Origin of the sequence: Streptomyces sp. NPDC051211, from assembly GCF_040689505.1 — a bacterium.
GTDB lineage: Bacteria > Actinomycetota > Actinomycetes > Streptomycetales > Streptomycetaceae > Streptomyces.
Genome location: NZ_JBFBAV010000015.1, coordinates 58337 through 80635 on the forward strand (window position 1 = coordinate 58337; position 22299 = coordinate 80635).

At 75.4% G+C, this 22299-nt stretch carries 14 protein-coding genes and 1 pseudogene; 5 read left to right on the forward strand and 10 right to left on the reverse strand.

Features of this window, described 5'->3' with window-relative positions; genetic code table 11:
* Positions 1 to 43: 43 nt before the first annotated feature.
* The 9 genes and pseudogenes from AB0447_RS17165 to AB0447_RS17205 all read right to left on the reverse strand — a co-directional run.
* Positions 44 to 3091, reverse strand: a complete 3048-nt coding sequence (locus AB0447_RS17165) for a beta-ketoacyl synthase N-terminal-like domain-containing protein (RefSeq protein WP_366477490.1) — start codon at positions 3089 to 3091, stop codon at positions 44 to 46.
* On the reverse strand, positions 3088 to 7332 hold the full coding sequence (locus AB0447_RS17170) for an SDR family NAD(P)-dependent oxidoreductase (protein ID WP_366477491.1): 4245 nt from the start codon (positions 7330 to 7332) through the stop codon (positions 3088 to 3090). Before AB0447_RS17170 ends, AB0447_RS17165 begins: the two co-directional genes overlap by 4 nt.
* Complete coding sequence (locus tag AB0447_RS17175) at positions 7329 to 8960, reverse strand: type I polyketide synthase (RefSeq protein ID WP_366477492.1); 1632 nt, start codon at positions 8958 to 8960, stop codon at positions 7329 to 7331. The genes AB0447_RS17170 and AB0447_RS17175 overlap by 4 nt, the downstream gene beginning before the upstream one ends.
* Entirely contained in the window at positions 8957 to 10867 is a 1911-nt protein-coding gene (locus AB0447_RS17180; protein ID WP_366477493.1) for a fatty acyl-AMP ligase, read from the reverse strand. Before AB0447_RS17180 ends, AB0447_RS17175 begins: the two co-directional genes overlap by 4 nt.
* Before the next feature lie 8 nt (positions 10868 to 10875).
* Positions 10876 to 11544, reverse strand: a complete 669-nt coding sequence (locus AB0447_RS17185) for a class I SAM-dependent methyltransferase (protein WP_366477494.1) — start codon at positions 11542 to 11544, stop codon at positions 10876 to 10878.
* Positions 11541 to 13061 carry an amidophosphoribosyltransferase gene (locus tag AB0447_RS17190; protein ID WP_366477495.1) on the reverse strand — a complete coding sequence of 507 codons (1521 nt, stop codon included), beginning with the start codon at positions 13059 to 13061 and terminating at the stop codon, positions 11541 to 11543. Before AB0447_RS17190 ends, AB0447_RS17185 begins: the two co-directional genes overlap by 4 nt.
* Positions 13058 to 13582 (reverse strand): hypothetical protein, encoded by a 525-nt coding sequence (locus AB0447_RS17195; RefSeq protein ID WP_366477601.1) that lies wholly within the window; start codon positions 13580 to 13582, stop codon positions 13058 to 13060. Before AB0447_RS17195 ends, AB0447_RS17190 begins: the two co-directional genes overlap by 4 nt.
* Positions 13579 to 14448 (reverse strand): hypothetical protein, encoded by an 870-nt coding sequence (locus AB0447_RS17200; RefSeq protein ID WP_366477496.1) that lies wholly within the window; start codon positions 14446 to 14448, stop codon positions 13579 to 13581. Before AB0447_RS17200 ends, AB0447_RS17195 begins: the two co-directional genes overlap by 4 nt.
* Positions 14449 to 14575: 127 nt before the next feature.
* A pseudogene (locus AB0447_RS17205) lies at positions 14576 to 15289 on the reverse strand (thioesterase domain-containing protein); the annotation flags it as partial.
* Between the two features lie 326 nt (positions 15290 to 15615).
* Between AB0447_RS17205 and AB0447_RS17210 the strand changes: the two are divergent.
* From AB0447_RS17210 to AB0447_RS17230, 5 genes are all read left to right on the forward strand, one after another.
* Complete coding sequence (locus tag AB0447_RS17210; RefSeq protein WP_366477592.1) at positions 15616 to 17286, forward strand: AMP-binding protein; 1671 nt, start codon at positions 15616 to 15618, stop codon at positions 17284 to 17286.
* Between the two features lie 169 nt (positions 17287 to 17455).
* Positions 17456 to 18796: a salicylate synthase gene (locus AB0447_RS17215; protein ID WP_366477497.1), complete on the forward strand. Its 1341-nt coding sequence runs from the start codon at positions 17456 to 17458 to the stop codon at positions 18794 to 18796.
* Between the two features lie 82 nt (positions 18797 to 18878).
* Complete coding sequence (locus AB0447_RS17220; protein WP_366477498.1) at positions 18879 to 20504, forward strand: DHA2 family efflux MFS transporter permease subunit; 1626 nt, start codon at positions 18879 to 18881, stop codon at positions 20502 to 20504.
* A gap of 33 nt (positions 20505 to 20537) precedes the next feature.
* Entirely contained in the window at positions 20538 to 21164 is a 627-nt protein-coding gene (locus AB0447_RS17225) for a TetR/AcrR family transcriptional regulator (protein WP_366477499.1), read from the forward strand.
* Between the two features lie 42 nt (positions 21165 to 21206).
* Positions 21207 to 21641: a nuclear transport factor 2 family protein gene (locus AB0447_RS17230; protein WP_366477500.1), complete on the forward strand. Its 435-nt coding sequence runs from the start codon at positions 21207 to 21209 to the stop codon at positions 21639 to 21641.
* Positions 21642 to 21769: 128 nt separating this feature from the next.
* Here AB0447_RS17230 and AB0447_RS17235 read toward each other — a convergent pair whose 3' ends face one another.
* Positions 21770 to 22234: a MarR family transcriptional regulator gene (locus tag AB0447_RS17235; RefSeq protein WP_366477501.1), complete on the reverse strand. Its 465-nt coding sequence runs from the start codon at positions 22232 to 22234 to the stop codon at positions 21770 to 21772.
* Between the last annotated feature and the right edge of the window lie 65 nt (positions 22235 to 22299).

Consider the following 22299-nt stretch of genomic DNA (forward strand, 5'->3'; position numbering starts at 1 on the left):
AGCTTAGGGCACTCCGCCGGTATTTTGAACACCGGTGTTCAACTTAGAGGTGTCCCGGCCGGTCCGGAGCGACCGCGGCGGCCAGCCTGGCCACCGTGGGGTACTCGAAGACCCGCCTCGGCTCGAACTCCAGTCCCTGCTCCGCCGCCCTCGCGCAGACCCTGGCCGCCAGCACCGAATCCCCGCCGAGGTCGAAGAAGTCCTCGTCCGGCCGCACCTCCGCCATCCCCAGCACCTCCGCCCAGATGCCGGCCAACAGCCGCACCGCGCCACCCTCCACCCCGGGCACCGCCGCTTCTCCTGCGACTCCCCCCGCAGCCCTGCCCGCCGGCTCCACCGCATGCGCAACGGTCGCCGTGTCCGCCGCGTAGGCGGGCTCCGTCCAGTGCCGGACCCGCCGGAACGGATACCCCGGCAGCGGAACCCGGCGTTCCTGCCCGTGCCGCGTCCCGGACCAGTCCACCTCCAGGCCGGCCTCCCACATCGCCCCCAACGCCCGCGACAGCGCCTCGCCGTCGTCGATCGCCTCCTCGGCGTGCCGCATGACGCTCACCGCGCGGTGCGCGTCCGACCACCCCGAGCTGCGCCGCGCCGCGGACGCCAGCGCCCGCCCCGGACCCGCCTCGACCAGCAGCCGGCCGGACCCCTGCGGCCCGGACGGCCCGTCCAGCAGCGTCCGTACGCACTCCGCCCAGCGCACCGGGGAGCGCATCTGCCGCGCCCACCGCTGCGGATCGGTGGCCTCCGCGTCCGTCATCCAGCCGCCGGTCACATTCGAGACGAGCGGCACGGCCGGGGCGGACAGTGCCACCGGTCCGGCCAGCTCGGCGAACCGCTCCGCCGCCTCGTCCATCGCCGCCGTGTGGAACGCGTGCGCCGTGCGCAGCGCGGTCACCCGGGCACCCGCCGCCGTCATCCGCGCGGCGAACTCCGCGGCCGCGGCCGGCGGACCGGCCACCACGCAGGACCCCGGCTCATTGACCGCGGCGACCTCCAGCCCGGTCCCCGCGAGACGCTCGCGCACCTGCTCCTGCGGAGCGCCGACCGCGAGCATCGTCCCGGCGGGGGCGGCGTGCATCAGCCGGCCGCGGGCCGCCACCAGGCGTGCCGCGTCCGGGAGTTCCAGCACCCCGGCCAGGCAGGCCGCCGCGAACTCGCCCACGCTGTGCCCGCCGATCGCGGCGGGCCGTACCCCGAAGTCCTCGAGGGTCCGCGCCAGCGCGTACTCGACGGCGAAGAGCGCCGGCTGTGCCACGTCCGTACGCAGCAGCTCCGCCTCGCCGCCCCCGAACACCGCGTCCCGCAGGTCCCGGCCGCCGGACTCCTCGGCGAACAGCTCGGCGCACCGGTCCAGTTCGCGGCGGAAGACCCCGCCGTGCCGGTACAGCCCCTCGCCCATCCGCGGGTACGGGGACCCCTGCCCGGGCAGCAGCAGTACCGGAGCGAGCGGATCGGCCGGGACCCGGGCGGCTGCCCGGTCGGCCCGGAGCAGCCCGGCCGCCCGCTGCGGAGTCCGGGCGGCGACCGCCATCCGGTACCCGAAGGCCCGGCGCCCTTCGGCGAGGGTGTACGCGACGTCGGGGAGGACGGTGTCCGGGCCCAGCGCGCCGGCCAGGTCCCGGCGGGCCTCTGCCAGCGCCCCGGCCGTACGGGCGCTGACCAGCAGGACCGGCGCGGCGGCCCGCACCGGCGGTGCGGGGTCCCGGGGCGGGGCGGCCGGTGCCTCGGCCAGCACCACGTGGGCGTTGGTGCCGCCGACGCCCAGCGAGCTGACCCCGGCCACCAGCGGGCCCGGTCCCGGCCAGCCGCGGGTCCGGCCGACCACCTCGAACGGCCCCTGTCCCAGGTGCAGTTCGGGGTTGGGGGCCGTGTAGTGGGCGGTCCCCGGCAGGGTGCGGTGCTCCAGAGCCAGCACCGCCTTGATGAGTCCGACGACGCCGGAGGCGGCCTCCAGATGGCCGATGTTCCCCTTCGCCGATCCGATCAGGCAGGGGGCGGTCCGGTCGCCCTCCGGGTCCAGGGCCTGCCGCAGGGCAGCCGTCTCGACCGGGTCGCCCAGCGCGGTGCCGGTGCCGTGCGCCTCGACGTACCCGACCCGGTGCGGATGCACCCCGGCCACCGCGAGGGCCTCGGCGATCACCGCCGCCTGCATTTCGACGCTGGGCGCGGTGAAGCCCATCTTCAGCGAACCGTCGTTGTTGACGGCAGTGCCCCGCACCACGGCCCGGATCCGGTCCCCGTCGGCCAGCGCGTCGGAGAGCCGCTTGAGGGCGACCACCCCGCCGCCGCTGCCGAAGACCGTACCGTTCGCCGCCGCGTCGAAGGGCCGGCAGAAGCCGTCGGCGGACATCATCGAGCCGGGTTCGTACAGATAGCCCGCCCGGTGCGGCACCTTCACCGTCATGCCGCCCGCGAGCGCCAGGTCCGTCTCCCCGCACAGCAGGCTCTGGCAGGCCAGGTGCACGGCGACCAGGGACCCGGAGCAGGCCGTCTGCACGGTCAGGGCGGGACCGCGCAGATCCAGCGCGTGGGCGACCCGGGTGGCGAAGAAGTTGGGATCGGTCAGGGTCAGCGCGTGGACGAGGGCCGGGGAGGTGCCGGCCCCGAGCAGGTGCCGCGGGTCGTGGTGGGAGAGCAGGTTGTAGCCGAAGTAGCCGCTGAACGAGGGGGCGGCGAACACCCCGACCGCACCCTCCCGGCGGGCCGGGTCGTGCCCGGCGTCCTCCAGCGCGTGCCAGCAGCTCTCCAGGAACAGCCGCTGCTGCGGGTCCATCGCGGTGGCCGTCCCGGGCGGCAGCCCGAAGAACTCCGCATCGAACTCCTCGAACCCGTCGAGCGTCGCCGCCCGCCGCACATAACCCGGCTGCACCAGCGCCGACTTGGGGACCCCCGAAGCCAGCAGCTCCTCGTCGTCCAGGTCCTCCAGGCAGTCCCGCCCGGCCGTCAGGTTGGCCCAGAACTCCTCCGTGCCGCGGGCCTTGGGGAACCGGCCGGCGATCCCGACCACCGCGACCGCCTCACCGGCCCCGCCCTCGTCCGCCCCGCCCGCGTCGGCCGTCGTACCGCCGGACACCGGCCGCTGGTCACTCATGGGTTCCTCCGCTGTACGTCTCGTCGTCGCACCCGGCCCGATCCGGCCAGGGCGGTACGGGCGGCCCCCCGGCGCGCGGCTCCGCGCACCGCGTCGGCCACCACCACGGGAGCACCGCCGCCCTCCCCGGAGCCGGCTGCGCCACCGCCACCGGCTCCGGCTCCGGCGCCGGCGCCCGGCAGGGCGTCGGCCACCAGTCCGGCCAGGTCCGAGGCGCTCGCCCCCTGGAGCAGCCGGGCCACCGGCACGTCCACGCCGAAGTCCGCGGCCAGCGCGGTCTTGATGCGGAGGGCGGCCAGGGAGTCCAGGCCCAGGTGCACCAGGGGCCGGTCCGCGATCCGCGCGGGGTCGGGGAAACCGAGCACCCGGCCCACGCTCAGCAGGGTGCGGGCCAGCACGGCGTTCCGGCGGTCCCCCTCGCCCAGGGCGGCCAGTGCCTCCCGGTCGAAGGCCGCCTCCGCGTCCTCGGCGCGTACCAGCGCGGCGAGGAAGGAGGAGTCGCGCGCCTGCGGGTAGGCCCGGACGAAGTCCCGGCCGGTCAGCCGGGCCACCCCGGCCTGGCCGGGGCCGGCGGCCAGCAGGGCCTCCAGAGCCGCGAAGCCCTCGCGCACGGTGAGCCGGCCCAGTCCCGCGACCTCCCGGCCGCGGACCGCGCCGATCTCGCCCCACGGCCCCCAGTTGACCGTGAGCGCGGTCATGCCCCGGCTGCGGCGCAGCGCCCCGACCGAATCGAGGAAGGCGTTGGCGGCGGCGTACTCGGCCTGGCCGGCGGAACCGGTCAGCGACGCCAGCGAGGAGAACCCGATCCACCAGTCCAGTTCCTCGCCCGCGGTGGCCTCGTGCAGCCGCCAGGCTCCGGTGGCCTTCGGCGCCCACACCCGGTGCAGCCGCCCGCCGTCCGGCTCCGTCACCAGGGCGTCCTCGAGCACGGCCGCGGTGTGCACCACCCCGCGCAGCGGGACGTCGGCGGCGGACAACACCTCCCGCATCCGCTCGGCGGTCCCGGCCCGGGCCACGTCCCCGGGGACCAGTTCCACCCGGGTGCCCAGCGACCGGATCCGCGCCAGCTCCTCGGCCGCTTCCGGGCCGGGAGCCCCGCGCCCGCCCAGGACCACGGCCGCGGCACCGTGCTCGGCGAGCCACCGGACGGTGGCCAGGCCCAGGCCGCGCGTCCCGCCGGTGACGAGATAGCCGCCGCCGGGACGGACGACCGCCCGGCCGCGTGCCGGCACGGACCCGCCGGCCGGCGCCGGACCGGGAACCAGGCGGGCCACCCGGCGCCGGCCGGCCCGCCAGGCCACCTCGTCGGGGCCGTCCGCATCCAGGACCTCGGCGGCGGGCAGCGCCCCCGGATCGTCCAGATCGACGATGCGCGCGCGGAGTTCGGGCCGTTCCTGGCGCAGCGTACGGACGACCGCGCGCAGCGGGCCCTGGACCGGATCCGGCTCCTCCCCGTCGAGGACGGCCTGGCCGTGCCGGGTGAGGACGGTCAGCGCGGGCGGTGGAGTGCCCGTCTCCTCGGACCGGCGCAGCAGTCCGGCGGCGAGCCGCAGGACGGACCCCACGCGTTCCTCGGCCCGCGCGGCGGGGTCGGCGGGGCCGGGCTCCCCGGCGGATCCGGCGTCCGCGGCGGGGCTGTAGTCCGCGGCCGGGCCGGGGTCTGGGCCCGGACCGCCCCACCCGGCCAGGACCACACCGTCCGCGGCCCCGGCGGATTCCCAGGGCCCGTCCGGGCCGACGCTCTCGCAGGAGGCACCGGCGGCGGACAGCGCGGCGGCCACCGGGCCGCCCGGCTCCTCGCCCACCAGCAGCAGCCGCAGCCCGTCGCCGCTCCGGGGCTCCGGCGCCGGCACGGCCTCCCAGTGCACCCGGTGCAGCAGCGGCGCCACATCGACCGGCAGGGCGTCCTCGCCGACCGGACTCAGTCGTACCCCGGCCAGTTCCGCGACCGGCGTCCCCTCGGCGTCCGTGACCTCCACATCGGCGGTCAGGCCCTGCCCCGCGCCGACCGGGCGCAGCCGGGACCGGCACACCAGGACCGCCCCGGGCGTTCCGGTGACACGCAGCCGGTCCACACCGGTGGGGAGATGGGGGCCGGCCGTACCGGGGGGCAGCAGCGCGCCCAGCCCGTGCAGGCAGGCGTCCAGGAGCGCCGGGTGGAAACGCCACCGGCCGTCCGGGGGCAGCCCGGCGGGCCGCTCCACCCGGCTGACGGCGACGGCGCCGTCCACCCGTACCTCGGTGACCGCGGCGAACTCCGGCCCGTGCTCCTGGCCGAGCTCGCGCAGCGCCGCGTACAACTGCTGCGGGTCGTACGGCACTCCGACGCCGGCTACGGGGCCACCGGCGGCCGGGAGCGGTGCGGCCGGGACGGTCGCCACCCTGGCCCGGGCCAACGGCGTCGCAGGGCTCCCGGCTCCGGCGTCCGCGACCACGGTGACCGTGCCGCCCCGCCCGTCGCGGTCCTCGTCCAGCGTGGTGGTGACGGTGGCCGGGCGGCCCAGCGGCAGCACCCGGAGCAGTTCCAGGCCGGTCACCTCCACCCCCTCCGGCCGGGCCCCGAACGCCTCGCAGGCGCCGGCCAGGGCCAGTTCCGCGTACCCGCTGCCGGGCAGCACCGGGATGCCCTGCACCCGGTGTCCGTCCAGCCACGGCAGCCGGTCCAGCCCGACCGGTCCCTGCCACACATGGCGGACCGGGGTGCCCGGCAGCGTGATCCGGTGGCCGAGCAGCGGGTGCGCGAAGGAGCCGGCGGGGGTGCGCTGCGGGCGCGGGAAGGTGCGGTGCTGCCAGGCGTAGGAGGGGAGTTCGGCGGGCCGGCCCGCCGGGGCCGACTGGCGGGGCAGGGTCACCCCGGCGCAGTGCAGGGCCGCCAGGGCGGACTCGAGTGCGTCACGGCCGGGGGTGTCGCGGACCAGGGTGCCCAGCACCGTGCTCCGGCCGTGCCGCTCCCCGTCGGTCTCCAGTACGGTCTCCAGCACCGACTGGGCCACGACGGGGTGCGGGGAGACCTCGGCGAACACCCGCAGGCCGTCCTCGGCAGCGGCCCGGACCGCCTCCGTCAACCGCACCGGGCGGCGCAGGTTCGCGGCCCAGTAGGCGGCGTCGAGGGCCGGACGCTCCCGCGGATCGTCCGACGTACAGCTGTAGTAGGGCAGTTGGGGCGTGCCGGGGGTGATGTCGGCCAGCCCGGAGCGGAGTTCGCCGAGCAGCGGATCCACCAGCGGGCTGTGCGCGCCGATCCGCACCCCCGGCACCAGCCGGGCCAGCAGCCCCTCCGCCCGGCACTCGGCGGCGAAACCCTCCACGGCGTCCGGCCGGCCCGCGACCACGCAGGCCCGCGGCGAGGAGTGCACGGCCACTGAGATCCCCGACCGGCCCGCGAGCCGGCGCCGCGCTTCGTCGGCGGCCAGTTCCACCAGGGCCGTGGCGCCGCTGCCGGCCAGCTGTAGCTCCATCAGCCGGGAACGGCGGCAGACGACCCGCGCGCCGTCCTCCGCGGTGAGCGCGCCCGCGACCACGGCTGCGGCGATCTCGCCCATCGAGTGGCCGATCACGGCGGCCGGCCGGATGCCGCGGGCGCGCAGCACCGCGGCAAGGCCGACCTGCATGGCGTACACGGCGGGCTGCACCCGGTCCATGCCGGAGCCCGCCAGCCCGTCCTCGCAGATCAGCGCGCGCAGCCGGTGGCCGCTCTCCTCCCGTACGACGGCCTCGAGGGCGTCGACGGTCTTCGCGAACTCCGGTTCTTCCGCGAGCAGATGGGCACCCATTCCGTCCCACTGCGAACCGTGGCCGGAGAAGACGAACACCGGTCCGGCGGGGCGGGTGTCCGGCACGCTGCCGGACACGGCGAGCGGGCCGGGCTCCCCGCCGGCCGCCACGGTCCGCAGCAGGGCGGCGAGCCCCGCGTGGTCGGCGGCGCGTACCACCAGCCGTTCGGTGAGGTGGGTGCGCCGCACGGCCAGGGTGTGGGCCACATCGGCCAGGGGGACGGCCGCGCCGTCGCCGGCCAGCCAGTCGGCCAGCCGGCCGGCGTAGGCGCGCAGGGCGCCGGGCGAACGGGCGGAGAGGGCGAAGAGGAGCCTCGCGGCGTCGGGATCGGTGCCGGTATCGGTGCTGGTGCCAGTGCCAGTGCCAGTGCCAGTGCCAGTGCCAGTGCGAGTGCCAGTGCCGGCGTCGGTGCCGGTGGCGATAGGGGTCGCGGTGTCGGTGGCGGTAGGGGTCGCGGTGTCGGTCATGCGGTCGTCCACTCTCCGTCGGTGTGCGGCACCCTCTGCGGTGCCGGGGCCTCGACCAGCACCGCATGGGCGTTGGTGCCGCCGAAGCCGAAGGAGCTGACCCCCGCGGTCCGCGGACCGGCGCCCCGCTCCCACACGAGCGGGCGGTCCACCACGGACAGCCCCCACTCGGCCAGCGGGATACGGGGGTTGGGGGCTTCCTGGTGCAGGGTCGGCGGGATCATCCGGTGGTGCAGGGCCAGGACGCACTTGGCGAGTCCGGCGAGTCCGGCCGCCCCTTCCAGATGGCCCAGGTTCGATTTCACCGAGCCGATGCGCAGCGGTGAACCGGGGGACCGGTGGCGGCCGAGGGACGCGGCGAGCGCGGACGCCTCGATGGGATCGCCCAGCGGGGTCCCGGTGCCGTGGGCCTCGACGTAGCCGGCATCGGCAGGGTCGAGCCCGGACGCGGCCCACACCTCCCGGATCAGCGCCTCCTGGGCGGCCGGGTTGGGCGCCATCAGCCCGTTCGAGCGTCCGTCCTGGTTGGTGCCGGTCCCGCGCACCACGGCGAGGACCCGGTCGCCGTCGCGGAGGGCGTCGTCGAGCCGCCGGACCACCACGGCCAGGCAGCCCTCGCCGCGCACGTACCCGTCGGCGGCCGCCGCGAACGGCCGGCACCGCCCTTGCGGCGAAAGCGCCCCGGCCGCAACGAAGTTGAGCGTCACGCCGGGGGAGAGCAGCAGGTTGACGCCGCCGACGAGGGCGGTGTCGCACTCCCCGGCGAGCAGGGCCTTCCGGGCGAGGTGCAGGGCGACCAGGGAGGAGGAGCAGGCGGTGTCGACGGTCATGCTGGGCCCGCGCAGGTCCAGCGCGTACGAGAGCCGGTTGGCCAGGATGCTCATGGCCGATCCGGTGCCCGTGCGAGGGCCGACCGACGGCAGGTCGTCCAGCGCGGTCCGGCCGTGGTCGTCGCTGCACGCACCGACGTACACGCCGGTACGGGAGCCCGCGAGCCGGTCCGCGGGCAGTCCCGCGTGCTCCAGCGCCTCCCAGGCCACCTCCAGCAGGATCCGCTGCTGCGGGTCCATCTCGGCGGCCTCGGCCGGGGAGATCCCGAAGAACTCCGCGTCGAATCCGTCCACGTCGTCGAGGAACGCGCCGTGCCGGCTGGTCCGTTCGACGGCGGCGGCGTGCGCGGGCGACACCTGCCGGTACTGCTCCCAGCGGTCGTCGGGCACCGTGCCCACCGCGTCGCCGCCGGAGCGGAGCAGGTCCCACAGCCCGGCCGGGGAGGAGACGCCGCCGGGCAGCCGGCAGCCGAGGCCGACGACGGCGAGGTCCGTGCCGTCGTACCGGCCGTCGTGGGCGCCGGCCCGACCGGCCCCGGACGAGTCGTCGGCGGCTTCGCCGGGCTCGGGGGAGCCGGTCAGGAAGGCGGTCAGCCTGCGGATGGTCGGGTGCTGCCACAGCACGGTCGGCGGCAGGTCCCGGTCGAGCAGGTCCTCGAGTTCGGCCGAGAGGGCCACCGCGTCCACCGAGGCGAAGCCGTACGCGTCGAAGGGCAGGTCGGGGTCGATGCGGTCTTCGGGCAGGCCGCTGCGCAGCGCGGCGCGCGCCACGAGCAGCCGGTGTACGTGCTCCCTCACCGGACCGGCGCCCCGTCCCGCACCGCAAGGGCAGGGTCCGCGACGCGGGCGAGCGCGTCCGCGAGGTACAGGTCGCGGCAGGCGGACCGGCGGATCTTCCCGCTGGTGGTCTTGGGCAGGGTGCCGCGCCGGATCAACACCACCTCGTGCACGTCCACGGAGTGCCGGGCCACCACGGAGGCCCGGACCGAGGCCCGGACGGCGTCCGGAACCGAGACCGGGTCCGAGGCTGGGTCCGAGGCCGGAGCCGAGGCCGAGCCCGCCGTCGGCACGCCCGCCCCGCGGTTGCGTTCGAGCTCGGCCACGATCACGATCCGCTCGCCCGTCCCGTCGAGCATCCCGGTCGAGAAGGCGGCCACATGACCGTGGCGCACCGCCGGTTCCGCCTCCTGGACGGTCAGTTCGAGGTCGGCCGGGTGGTGGTTGCGGCCGTCGACGACGATCAGGTCCTTCAGACGGCCCGTCAGATAGAGCTCCCCGTCGCGCAGGAAACCGAGGTCGCCGGTGCGCAGCCAGCGCCCCCGCGGGTCCGTGCCCCCGCCGGCCGCGAACACGGCGGCCGTCCGCTCCGGGCGGCGCCAGTACCCGGCGCACACATTGGCCCCGCGGACCCACACCTCGCCCGTCCGGTCCGCGGGCACCGGCTCACCGGTCGCGGGGTCGGCGATCCGCACCTCCTGCCCGGCGGGCGTCCCGCATGCCACCACCCGGTACCCGTCCGGGTCGTGGTGCGCGGTGTGGTCCGGGTCGCCGTCCGGCAGGATCCGCACCCGGTCCCCGGCCAGCTCGGTCCGGTCCAGGCGGAGCACCCGGGGGGCCGCCGGGCCGCCGAGGGTGACGGCGAGGGTCGCCTCCGCGAGCCCGTAGCTGGGGCAATGCGCCTCCGCCCGGAACCCGTGGGGTCCGAACGCGGCGGTGAACCGGTCCAGGCTGGCGGCCCGTACCGGCTCCGAGCCGTTGACGAGCGTCCGCAGCGAGGACAGGTCCAGGCCCGCCCGCGCGTTCTCGGGGATCCGGTCGGTGCACAGGTCGAGGCCGAAGTTCGGGGACACGGTGTGGGTGGCCCGGTGCTCGCCGATCGCGCGCAGCCAGCGCACCGGCCGCTGGATGAAGGAGAACGGCGACATCAGCACCGCGGGCGTGCCGCTGATCAGCGGCACCGCGAGCATCAGCAGCAGGCCCATGTCGTGGAAGAAGGGCAGCCAGCCGGCGATCCGGGCGTCCTCGCCGATGTCCAGGCCGGCGCGCAGCTGCGCGGCCCCGACCGCCAGGTTGCGGTGGGTGACCTCGACGCCCGCCGGTTCCCGGGTGGAGCCGGAGGTGTACTGGAGGTACGCGATGTCGTGCGGGCGCTCCGCGCCGGGCAGGACCACCTGCCGGCCCACCGCCGGGTCCAGCGCGTCCACCCGCAGCACCGAGGGCTGCCGGAGCTCGGGGGCGTCCGCGAGCAGCTGCCGTACCGGCTCCTCGTACGGGGACGTGGTCAGGACGACGGCCGGGGTGCAGTCGGCCATGGCGAGCCGCAGCCGCTCGTCGGTGCGGAACGCCTCCGGCGCGTAGAGGGGTACGGCGATCACGCCGGTGTAGAGGCAGCCGAGCAGGGCGGCGGCATAGTCCGCGGTGTGCGGGCAGAGGATGGCCGCCCGGTCGCCGGGGGCGGCGATCCGGCTCAGGGCGCCCGCCACGGCGCGGGCCCGCTCCTCGAGCCGGCCGTAGGTCAGCCGGACCGGCCGGCCCGCCCGGTCGGCGGAGTAGTCGACGAAGGTGAGCGCGGTGGCGTCCGGGCGGTGCCGGGCGGCCCGGCGTACGGCCGCGGCGAGCCCGAGCGGCTCGGTGAGCTCGGTCGCCTCGGTCGCCTCGGTCGCCTCGGTCGCCGCGGTCGGCGCGGTCGGGGTGGTCACAGGCACGGTGCTTCCTATCGGTCGCGGTCGGCGGGCAGCGGCACGGCCGTACCGCGTACGTAGGGGGTGTTGGTGGGGTAGCGGGGCCAGGGGCGGACGATCTCGTGGATCCGCACCCGGTAGCCCGCGTCGCGCAGCGCGGTCAGCAGGCGCCGGTTGGCGTGGCAGCCGCCGGCCGCCCGCTTCCACAGGGGGGCCAGCACGTCCTGCATCAGGCCGACCGCGCCGGGCGAGCGCACGTGTTCGAAGAAGACCAGCTGTCCGCCCGGCTTGAGCACCCGCCGGATCTCGGACAGGGCGGCGGGCAGGTCGGTGACCGTGCAGAGCACGAGGGTGCACACGACGGTGTCGAAGGCGTCGTCGGGCAGCGGCAGGTTCTCCGCCCAGGCGTCCACCACCTCGACGTCCAGGGGGACTTCGGCGGCCCGCCGGTGCAGCTGCCTGCGCATCTCGCTGGCGGGCTCCACGGCCACCAGGGAGTCGGCCTTGGCGAAGTAGGGCAGGTTGGCCCCGGATCCGGCGCCCACCTCCAGGATGTCGCCGGTCAGTTCGCCGAACATCAGGGTGCGCAGCGGGCGGCCCCACTTCTCCTCCGCCCGCTGGGTCATCGCGTCGTAGTAGCGGGCGAAGAACCTGCCGCTGCGGCTTTCCAGTCGGGGGTTGGCTTCCGCGGTGGTCGTCATGCGAGGGCTCGCTCTCCTGAAGGTGGGATGGGTTCGGCGGACCGGACGGGCCGGCCCGCGGGCGCGGCAGGCGCGGCGGCGGAGGTGGTGGCCGCGGCGGGCAGCAGGGAGGTGGGCAGGGGCGTGGGGTACCGGCCGTCGAGGCAGGCGGTGCACAGCACGGCGGGCTCCTTGCCGACGGCCCGGACCAGCGCGTCGACCGGGAGGAACTCGGCGCTCTCGCAGCCCAGTCGGCCCGCGAGGGCGCCGTCGGGCAGTCCGGTGGCGAGCAGCGCGTCACCGCGGGCGGTGTCGATGCCGTAGAAGCAGGGCATGCGGTGCGGCGGCGAGGCCACCCGCAGGTGGATCTCGCGGGCTCCGGCCGACCGCAGCAGCGCGACGACCCCGGCCATCGTGGTGCCGCGGACGAGCGAGTCGTCGACCAGGACCACGGACCGGCCGGCCACCGCGGCCGGTACGGCCGACAGTTTGGCCCGGACCGCTGCCGCCCGGTCCTCCGGCGTGCCGCCGATGAACGACCGTCCGGCGCCCTCGTGCCGCAACAGACCCTGGACCACGGGCAGTCCGAGGTGCCAGGCATACCCGTCGGCGGCGACCCGGGCGGTTTCGGGGACCGCGACCACCACCGGGTCCGGGCCGCCGGGCGGCGGCGGGGCGTGCACGGCGAGCGCGCGTCCCGCGGCGTACCGGGTGCGGTACACGCTCTGCGCGTCGACGACGGAATCGGCGCGCGCGAAGTAGACGTACTCGAAGACGCACGAGGCGCGCCGGGCGCCCGGGGCGGTGAGACGGCTGGAGCGGATGCCGTCCGGCCCGGCCTCCAGCACCTCTCCGGGTTCGAGGTCGCGTACGAGCTCGGCCCCGACGGCGGCGAGGGCGGCCGACTCGGAGGCGAGCAGCCAGGCGTCGCCGAGCCGCCCCAGGCACAGCGGCCGGAACGCGTGCGGATCGCGTACGCCGTACATGCGGCGGCCGTCGGTGAGGACGAGCGCGTACGCGCCGCCGACGGACGGCAGCACCTCGTGCAGCGCGGCCCCGGCCGGGAGCCCGCGCCGTTCGGCGACGGTGTGCAGCAGCCGGGTGAGCAGGGCGGTGTCGGACTCGTCCGGCAGGCCGGCCACCCGGTGCCCGGCCGCGGCCGCTTCGGCGCCGATCAGGGTGCCGTTGTGCGCGACGGCGAGCACCGGCCGGTCCGCCGGGCCGGCGACGGCCGGCTGGGCGAGCAGGGCGTCACCGCCGGCCGCGTCCCGGCCGCCCGAAGTGCCGTAGCGGACATGGCCGATCGCGCCCGGTCCGGCCGGCAGCTCCCGTGTGCCGGGGAAGACCTCGACGACCCGGCCCGGCCCGGTCAGGCGGGTCAGTACGCCGTCGCGGCAGGCGACGATGCCGGCACTCTGGCGGCCCCGGTGCTGCAGGGCGGACAGCATCGTGCGGACCAGGGGGGCCGCGTCGCCGGCCGCGCCCCACACCCCGGCGACGCCGCAGGCCTCGCGGGGCTTGCCGCTTCCGGCGCTCATGCGGGCGTACCGTCCGGCCGGGCGTCGGCGGCCAGCCAGCGGGCGAAGGCGGCGAGGTCGGGCAGGATCACGTCGGAACAGGCCAGCACCGCCAGGTTCTGGCGCATCGCGGTCACGGCGACGACGGTGGTGCCGGCCCGGTGGGCGCTGAGCATCTCCGCCGCGGTGCCCATGCTGGGTTCGTGGTCCGGCAGCCAGGCCACGCACACGTCGCTCTCGGCCGCCACCTCGGTCAGCCGGTGGAAGGTGTCGGTGAGCAGGGTGACCGCCGGGTCCAGGGCGGCGCGGTGCACCTCGGGGGTGTCCGCGAGTGCGGCGTGGCCGGCCCGGATGGCCTGTTCGTGGGCGCCGATCCATTCCCGCATCAGCAGCTCGGGGTCGTGCACCACGGCGTCGGGCCGGTGCTCCAGGATGGTCCGGCGCAGCCGGTCGCGGTAGCCCTGGTCGGCCAGGACGGCGCCGCCGCGGGCGCCCTGCATGACGCCGGCGAGGAAGTACGAACGGGGCTGCGGGGCGCTCACGCGTCCTCCAGGGAGTAGTCGGGCACGAGGAGTCCGGCCGGGGCGGCCGCGTCGTACAGCGCCGCGGCGCGGAGCAGGTGCTCGACGACCTCGTCCGGATCGGCCGTCAGGGCCTCGGCCACCCGGGCCAGTTCGCGGTCGAAGGCCGGAGTGCCCCATCGGCTGACCGTGCCCTGGTTGTCGCGGGCGATCAGGGCGCGGGTGTCGGCGAGGCTGCCCCGCGGACGGCCCGGGAAGGGCAGCGCCACCTCGGTGAGGCCGTCGTCCCCGGGGTGTACGGCCCGCACCGACAGGTTGTTCTGCTCGGGATGCAGCAGCAGGGCGCGCACCAGTGGGGCCGGGACGGGGAGTTCGGTGACGGTGTCTCCCGGCCGCATGGTGTAGGCGCGGTGCATGACGAGGTCGCCGAGCCGGGGGCTGAACCGCAGGTAGTGCAGGCGCAGCACCCCGTCGGCCGGTCGCCACGAGGCCCGCAGCACGGAGGGTGCGGGCGAGCCGTCCGGGCGCCGGCGCAGCGGATATGCCTCGGAGGAGGCCCGTACGGTGCCGTCGGCGCTGTCCGCGGCGGCGGCCCGGGTCAGGCGCAGCGGGGTGCGGTGCATCAGGTAGGGGTCGAGGACGGTGAGGGACTCGCCGTCGTCGTAGAGCGCGCAGACGTGCCGCCCGCCGACCCGGTACTCGGCTTCGATGCCGGTGCGCCGGGCCACCCGCTCGCCGGCGGCGAAGGTCTGCCAGGCACAGGCGGTCCCGAACCGCTCGGGGGAGGAGCCGCTCCCGTAGTGCAGGTGGTACTGGGCGGCGCTGTTGTACGGGACCTGGGTGAGGACTTCGGTCAGGACCTCGGCGAAGGCGTCCTGGAGCACCATGGGCTGTGTCTCCTAGCGGAAGGTGGGGCGGTCGTCGGCCCGGCGGGACGGTCCCGGGGCCCGCACGCCGCCGGAGCTGGTGAGGAGGAAGGCCACCAGGGCCGCGCGGCCCCGGACGGTAGAAGGGGCCGCCTCGCATGGCGCGCAGTGTGAACGGGCCGGTCGTGCAGGAGCGCCAGCCTTCCGCGTGCCGGGTGGTGACCTCGGTGTCGTGGACGCCGACCAGCGCGGTGACCGGGCAGTTCAGGGGTGGTCCGGGCCGGTAGCGGTAGCGGGCGGCGAGCCGCAGGTCCGCGTAGACGGTCTCGGGCGGTACCGGCGGTTCCGGAGGTTCCCCGTCGGGCCCGGCGTCGTCCCCGCCGGTCAGGCGGTGCAGCCGGGCGACCGGGTCGTCGTCGTGGTGGCGCGCGGTCTCGTGGGGGCGGCTGTCCGTCGGAGCCGGGTGGGCCGAGACGAACAGGGCGCTCGGGGCCGGGTTCCGGTCCGCCGTCAGCAGCCTGGCCGTCTCGAAGGCGACGGCGGCGCCCATGCCGTGCCCGAAGAGGACCAGCGGCGCGTCCGACCGCCCGGCCAGCTCCCCGGCGACCGGCCGCGCGAGGTCCTCGACGCGGGTGGGCACGGGTTCGCCGGCGCGGTCGCCGCGTCCGGGGTACTGCACGGCGGCGAGTTCGACGGTGCCCGGCAGGTGGTCGAGCCAGGGACCGAAGAAGCCCGCCGAGCCGCCCGCGTGGGGGAAGCAGACGAGTCGCAGTCCGGGGCGGTGCCGGGGTGCCGGCGTGCGCAGCCAGGACCGGTCGAGGCCCGCCGCGTTCTGCTGCGGCGTCAGCCCGTACCTGAGCAAAGGAAGAGCCCTTTCGAGAAAAGCCCGGAGTCGGAGTGGGCTGAATTTCCTTTGTCAACGTACGTCAAAAACCGGCCGGTTCAAAGGGAAGTACCCGAAGGGGCAATACCCGCCAGTGGTATGACCGACGAAACGGTACATGTCTCTATTTTGTGGGCGCAGTTGGCGCCGGAAAGATGGTCGATTTTGCCAAACAGTGATCTGCCTCGGATTGCCTCCGGCCAATTCCATCGGGAGAGTCTTTACGGCAGCGTTAGCCCTTGAAATACCCCTGCAATAGTTCCGGGCATTCGACTCGGGCGTGAGGAGAGAGATTCCCGGTGGACATGGTTCGATGGCCCGAGGCGGCGGTGGAGCGGTACCGGAAGGCCGGCTGGTGGCAGGGCCGTCCGCTGGGCGACTTCCTCGCCGAGCACGCCCGGACGATCGGGACGGCCACCGCCCTGGTGGCCGCGGGCGAGCAGCTCTCCTACGCCGAGCTGGACCGCCGCGCCGGGCATGTGGCGGCCGGCCTCGCCGGCCTCGGCATCGCCCCCGGCGACCGCATCGTGGTCCAGCTCCCCAACACCCCGGACTTCTTCGTCCTCTTCTTCGCCGCACTCCGGGCCGGCGCGATCCCCGTCCTCGGGCTCCCCGCCTACCGCCGCAGCGAGGCGGTCCACCTCTGCCGCCACAGCGGAGCCGTCGCCTACGTCGTCCCCGACGCCGACCCCGACCCCTCCTCCGGCTTCGACCACCGCAGGCTCGCCGAAGAGGTCCGCGAGCAGGTGCCCGGACTGCGCCACGTCCTGGTGTCCGGCGCCCCCGGCCCGCACACCGCGCTCGGCGAGGTCGAACGGGCCGGGCGCGAGGCCGCCGGCCGGCCGGCCTTCGCCGAGCCCGACCCGCAGGGCCCGGCGGTGCTCCTGGTCTCCGGCGGCACCACGGGCCTGCCGAAGCTCATCCCGCGGACCCACGACGACTACGCCTACAACGTCCGGGCCAGCGCCGAACTCTGCGGCCTCGGCCCCGGCACCGTCTACCTCGCGGCCCTGCCCGCCGCCCACAACTTCGCACTCGCCTGCCCGGGCGCCCTCGGCACCCTGCTGGCCGGCGGCACCGTCGTCCTCGCCGCCACCCCCGATCCCGAGACGGTCTTCCCGCTCATCGAACGCCACCGGGTCACCGTCACGGCGGTGGTGCCGCCGCTCGCCGCACTGTGGTCCCAGGCCGCCGAGTGGAGCCCCGAGGACCTCGGCAGCCTGGCCCTGCTCCAGGTGGGCGGGGCCAGGCTCGCCCCGGAGACCGCCCGCCGGGTCCGCGCCGCCCTCGGCTGCGAGCTCCAGCAGGTGTTCGGCATGGCAGAGGGGCTGCTCTCCATGACCCGGCCGGGCGACGACCCGGAACGCACCGAGACCACCCAGGGCCGCCCCCTCAGCCCGGACGACGAGATCCGCGTGGTCGACGCCGAGGGCCGCGAGGTGGCGCCCGGCACGGTCGGCGAACTGCTCACCCGCGGCCCCTACACCCTGCGCGGCTACTACCGCGCCGAGGAGTACAACCGCACCGCGTTCACGGCCGACGGCTTCTACCGGACCGGTGACCTCGTACGCGTGCTGCCCGGCGGCGACATCGTCGTCGAGGGCCGCCAGAAGGACCTCGTCAACCGGGGCGGCGACAAGGTCTCCTCGGACGAGCTCGAAGGCCATCTGCGCGCCCACCCGGCGGTCCTGGACGCCGCGGTGGTCCCCGTACCCGACGCCTACCTCGGCGAACGCACCTGCGCCTGGATCGTCCTGCGCGAGGGGCACACCGGGGCGGGCGGATCCGCCGCCGCGGCGTCACCGTTCGGCCCGGGAGGCCTCGACGCCTTCCTCGACGAGCGCGGCCTCGCCCCGTACAAGAAGCCGGACCTGGTCCACCTCGTCGACTCGCTGCCCTTCACCGCCGTCGGGAAGCTCGACAAGCGCCTGCTCGCGCAGCGCGCGGCCGAGGCCGCCGCCACCCGTACGAGCTGAACCCGCAGGAGCTGAACCCGCGTACGAGCCGAACCCGCACGAGCTGCACCCGTACGAGCCGAACCCGCGTACCGGCTGAATCCACCGGCACGGCACCGGCACGGGCCGAGCCCACCCGCCGCGCGCCCGGCGGCACCCCCGAACCCCGCACGTCCAGAAGGAGATCCACATGTCCACCAGCACCCTGTCGCCCCGGACCGGCCGCGTCCCGTTCTCCGGCACCCCGGCCCAGGCCGCGGTCCGGCTGGCCCGCGCCGGACTGTACGGCGAGTACGTGGTGTACGAGCGCGAAGGGGCCTGGTGGTACGCGGGCGGGGTGCGGGCCCGGCTGGTCGCCGACCGCACCCATGTGACGCTCGACGCCGAGGGCACCCGGACCCGCACCGCCTGGCAGGACGACCTGCCGGCCGCCGTGCACCGTGCCCTGTCGACCCTCCCCGGCTCCGACTGGCGCGCCTACGGCTGGGCCACCTTCGAGCTCTCCTACGCCCTCGCCGGCGACGCGGCCGAGCTCGGCGAAGAGGCCCTGGTCCACCTGGTGGTGCCGGAGGCGGAGATCCGGCTCTCGGCCGACGGCGCCGAGGTCCGATGTTCCGACGCGGCCGCGGAGGCGGCCGCACTCGCCGTGCTGGACGCCGCCGAACCGGCCGCCGGGCATGGGGAGTTCAGCCCGCTGCCGGTGGACCTCGGAGGCGGCGCGGACGGCCCGTACGGGAAGTCCGTCGCGCATGCCGTCGACGCGATCCGCAACGGGGACCTGCAGAAGGTGATCCTGTCCCGCGCCGTCGAGGTCGACGGCGAGGTGGACCTCCCGGCCACGTATCTGGCCGGCCGCTCGGTCAACTCGCCCGCCCGCTCCTTCCTGCTCGACCTCGGCGGCATCGAGGCGGCCGGGTTCAGCCCCGAAACCGTGGTGGAGGTCTCGGCCGACGGTCACGTGTCCACCCAGCCGCTGGCCGGCACCCGCGCCCTGAGCGGGAACCCGGCCGAGGACGCGGCCCGCCGAGCCGACCTGCTCACCGATGCGAAGGAGATCTACGAGCACGCGATATCGGTCCAGGTGGCCTGGGAGGAGATGGCGCAGGTCTGCCGCGAGGGTTCGGTGCGGGCCGAGGAGTTCATGTCCGTCAAGGAGCGGGGCAGCGTCCAGCACATCGCCTCCCGGGTCAGCGGCGAACTGCCGTACGCGGACCGGGGGCCGTGGCCCGCGCTCGCCGCCGTCTTCCCCGCCGTCACCGCCTCGGGCGTACCCAAGGCGGCCGCCTACCGGGCCATCCGGCAGCTGGAGCAGGAGCCGCGCGGCCTCTACAGCGGGGCGGTGCTCACCGTGGGCGCCAACGGGTTCCTCGATGCCGCGCTGGTGCTCCGCACGGTGTTCCGGCAGCACGGCCGGACCTGGCTGCGCGCGGGCGCGGGCATCGTCGAACAGTCCACGCCCGAGCGGGAGTTCGAGGAGACCTGCGAGAAGCTGCGCAGCGTCTCGCGCTCCCTGGTTCCGGCGAGCCAGTGAATCTTTACAACCCTGTTCGACTTGGGCCGGTTCTGCCGCTACGCTGAACATGAACAGCAGTGTTCAACTTAAGGAGTTCGCCGTGCGTTCGGTACCGTCCCCATCCCCCGTCGAGACCCCAGCCGGGGCGGCAGGCCATCCGCTGCGCTGGCCGATCCTGGCGGTCCTGTGCCTGAGCCTGCTGATCGTGGGCCTCGACGTCACCGTCCTCAACGTGGCCCTGCCCACGCTGGTCGACGAACTCGGCGCCTCCACGAGCGAGTTGCAGTGGCTGGTGGACATCTACAGCCTGATGGCGGCCGGCCTGATGCTGTTCGCGGGCAGCCTCGCGGACCGGTTCGGGCGCAAGCCCCTCTTCCTGTCCGGCCTGGTCCTCTTCGCCGGTGCCTCGGCCTTCGGCGCCTTCGCCGACAGCACGGCCCAACTCATGGCCGCCCGCGGTGTCATGGGCGTCGGCGAGGCTCTGATCATGCCGGCCACCCTCTCCATCATCGGCGCCGTGTTCACCGACCCGGCCGAGCGCATGAAGGCCATCGGGATCTGGTCCGCCATGATCGGCGTCGGCCTCGCCATGGGCCCGCTGGTCGGCGGCTGGCTGCTCGGCCGGTTCTGGTGGGGCTCGGTCTTCCTGATCAACGTGCCCATCGGCCTCATCGCCCTGGCCGTGGCCATGAAGATCGTGCCGAACTCGAAGGCCTCGGTCGTCCGACGCCTCGACCTGCCCGGCGCGCTGCTCTCCGTGCTCGGTACCGGCACGCTCCTGTGGGCCATCATCGAAGGCCCGGTCAAGGGCTGGACCAGCCTGCCGGTGCTCGCCGGGTTCGTCGTCGCGGCACTGCTGCTGGTGGGCTTCGTCGCCCGTCAGCGCACCGCCCGGGAGCCGATGCTCCCGTTGGGAATCTTCGCCCACCGGCGCCTGGCCATCGGCAACATCCTGGTCTTCCTCGGCCTGCTGTCCCTGCTCGGCGCGCTGTTCGTGCTGGTCCAGTACCTGCAGTTCGTGCTCGGCTACGACGCCGGGGCGACCGGACTGCGCATCGCCCCCACCGCCCTGATCATCCTGCTCGCCGCACCCCTGGCCTCCTTCCTCGGCCAGCACGTGGGCACCCGCTGGCTGGCCGCCGCCGGTCTCGCCTTCGCCGTGGTCTCCCTGCTGATCCTGGCCACCACCGGGGACGGCGACGGCTACGGCCGGGCGCTCGCCGCCATGCTCTTCCTCGGCTTCGGAGCCGGCTTCATCATCGGCCCGACCAGCGACGCCATCGTCGGCTCCCTCCCGGAGGACGACCTCGGCGTCGGATCCGCCACCAACAGCGCCGCCGTGCAGCTGGGTTCCGCGCTCGGGGTCGCCGTACTCGGCAGCCTGCTGGCCGGCACCTACCGGGACGAGCTGGGGAACAGCGCGGCCGCGGCCGGCCTGCCGGAAGCCGCCCTGCACACGGCGGGCGACTCCGTGGGCGCCGCCTTCGCCGTCGCCGCCCGGCTGCCGGCCGAGGCCGGCGCGGGCCTCGCCGAGGCGGCACGCTCCGCCTACGTCTCGGGGATGGCGCCCGCGATGTTCACCGGCGCCGCCGTCGCCGCCGCCGGGATCGCGGTGGCCCTGCTGCTGTTCCCCAAGGGCAGGACGGGCGACTCCGACGGACCGGCACCGAAGGAAGGCGTTGCCGGGGCAACCGCGCCGGCCGCCGGCCCGCACGTCCGCGCCTGACACCGTAACGGGAGGTGACATACGCTCACGCCCATGTCCACGCCGCACCAGAAAGTACGCCGTACCCGCGCCGCCGACCGGGAGGAACCCCGCCGGCGGGCGGACGCGGAGCGCAGCATCGCGGCCATCGTGGCCGCCGCGCTCGACTGCTTCCGCCAGGACCCCCAGGTGAGCATGACCGCCGTGGCCGCGGCGGCCGGGGTCAGCCGGGTCACCCTGTACGCGCACTTCCCGTCCCGGGAGGCCCTGCTGGACGCCGTCCTGGAGCACTCGGTGGCGGAGGCGGACGCCGCCCTGCAGGCCCAGGGCCTGGACGAGGGCCCGGCCGACGAGGCGTTCTCCCGGCTCGTCCGGTCGGGCTGGCGCATCCTCGAGCGGCACGCGTTCCTGCTGGCCGCCTCCGAGGGCGTCATCTCGCCGGCCCGCCGCCGCACGCACCACCGGAAGGTCCTCGCCCGGGTGGAGCGCATCCTGGTCCGCGGCCAGACGGAAGGGGTGTTCCGCACCGACCTTCCCCTGGAATGGCTGGTGACCACCTTCTACAGCCTGCTGCACGCGGCGGCGGCCGAGGCCGACGCCCGCCATCTCAAAGTCAAGAGCATCCCCGACATCCTCGACCGCACGCTCTCCTCCATCCTGCGCGCGGCCGCGGACTCCTGACGCCCCGTCCGGGGCGTCCTCCCGTCCCGAACGGAGCACTTCATGCACGCCCACGAAGCACTCGTCCGCACCTGCCTGTCCGCGATCAGCGCGGGCGACGCGGACGGCTGGCTCGCCTGCTACACCGACGACGCCGTCTCCCACGACGTCCCCCTGCACTCCGTCTGGCGCGGCCGCGCCGAACTGGACGCCGGGGTGCGCTCCTGGGTGGCGGCCATCCCCGACACCCGGATGGAGATCCACACCCTCTTCGCGGACGACCGCGCGGGCGCCTGCGAGTGGACCATGTCCGGAACCCTGCAGGGCCCCCTCGACGGCCTCCCCCCGCAACTCGCCGAGCTCGCGAAGGGCAAGCCGTTCTCCATGCAGGGCTCGACGATCTACCGCTTCTCCCCGGACGGCCGCATCCGCCGGGAATCCCTCTACTGGGACCTCGCCGCCGTCCTCGGCCAGTTCGGCCTACTGCCTCCTCTCTGACGGGACGGCCGAGCCGCCCGGGTCGCCCTGGGCTGCGGCTCGGGCCGCGTTCCGAAGGGGCGTGCGACGCGCCGGAATCGGGGTCGCGGCCGCGTTCTGCCGCCCGGGGGACGGCGACGAGTCGTACGTCAGTCGGTGCGGGCGCGGAGGCGGCGGGTGACCTCGCCCAGGCCGTCGGCGATGGCCGTGAGCTGCTCCGGGCTCAGGACGTCGATCAGCAGTTCACGGACGGCCCCCACGTGCCCGGGCGCCGCCTCGCGCAGCCGCTGCCATCCCGTTTCGGTGAGCACCGCGAAGACCCCCCGCACATCGGAGGGGCAGGTGCGCCGGCGCACCAGGCCGGCCTTCTCCAGCTGGGTCACCTGATAGGTGAGACCGCTCTTGGTGTTGATCAGGGCGTCCGCGAGCTCGGTCATCCGGAGCTCACCGTCAGGCGCGGCGGACAGGCGCACCAGGATCTCGTACTGCGGGTGCGAGAGACCGGAATCCACCTTGAGCTGCTGGTCCAGCCGCCTGCCCAGCAGTGCGGACGCGGCCAGGAAGCCCTTCCAGGCGCGCATCTCTTCCTCGTCGAGCCATCTCGTGTCACCCATGGGCCCAGGATAGGGCAGCTTGTTCAAATTCGAATCGAGGCCTAGAGTCGAGGTAGTGATTCGAA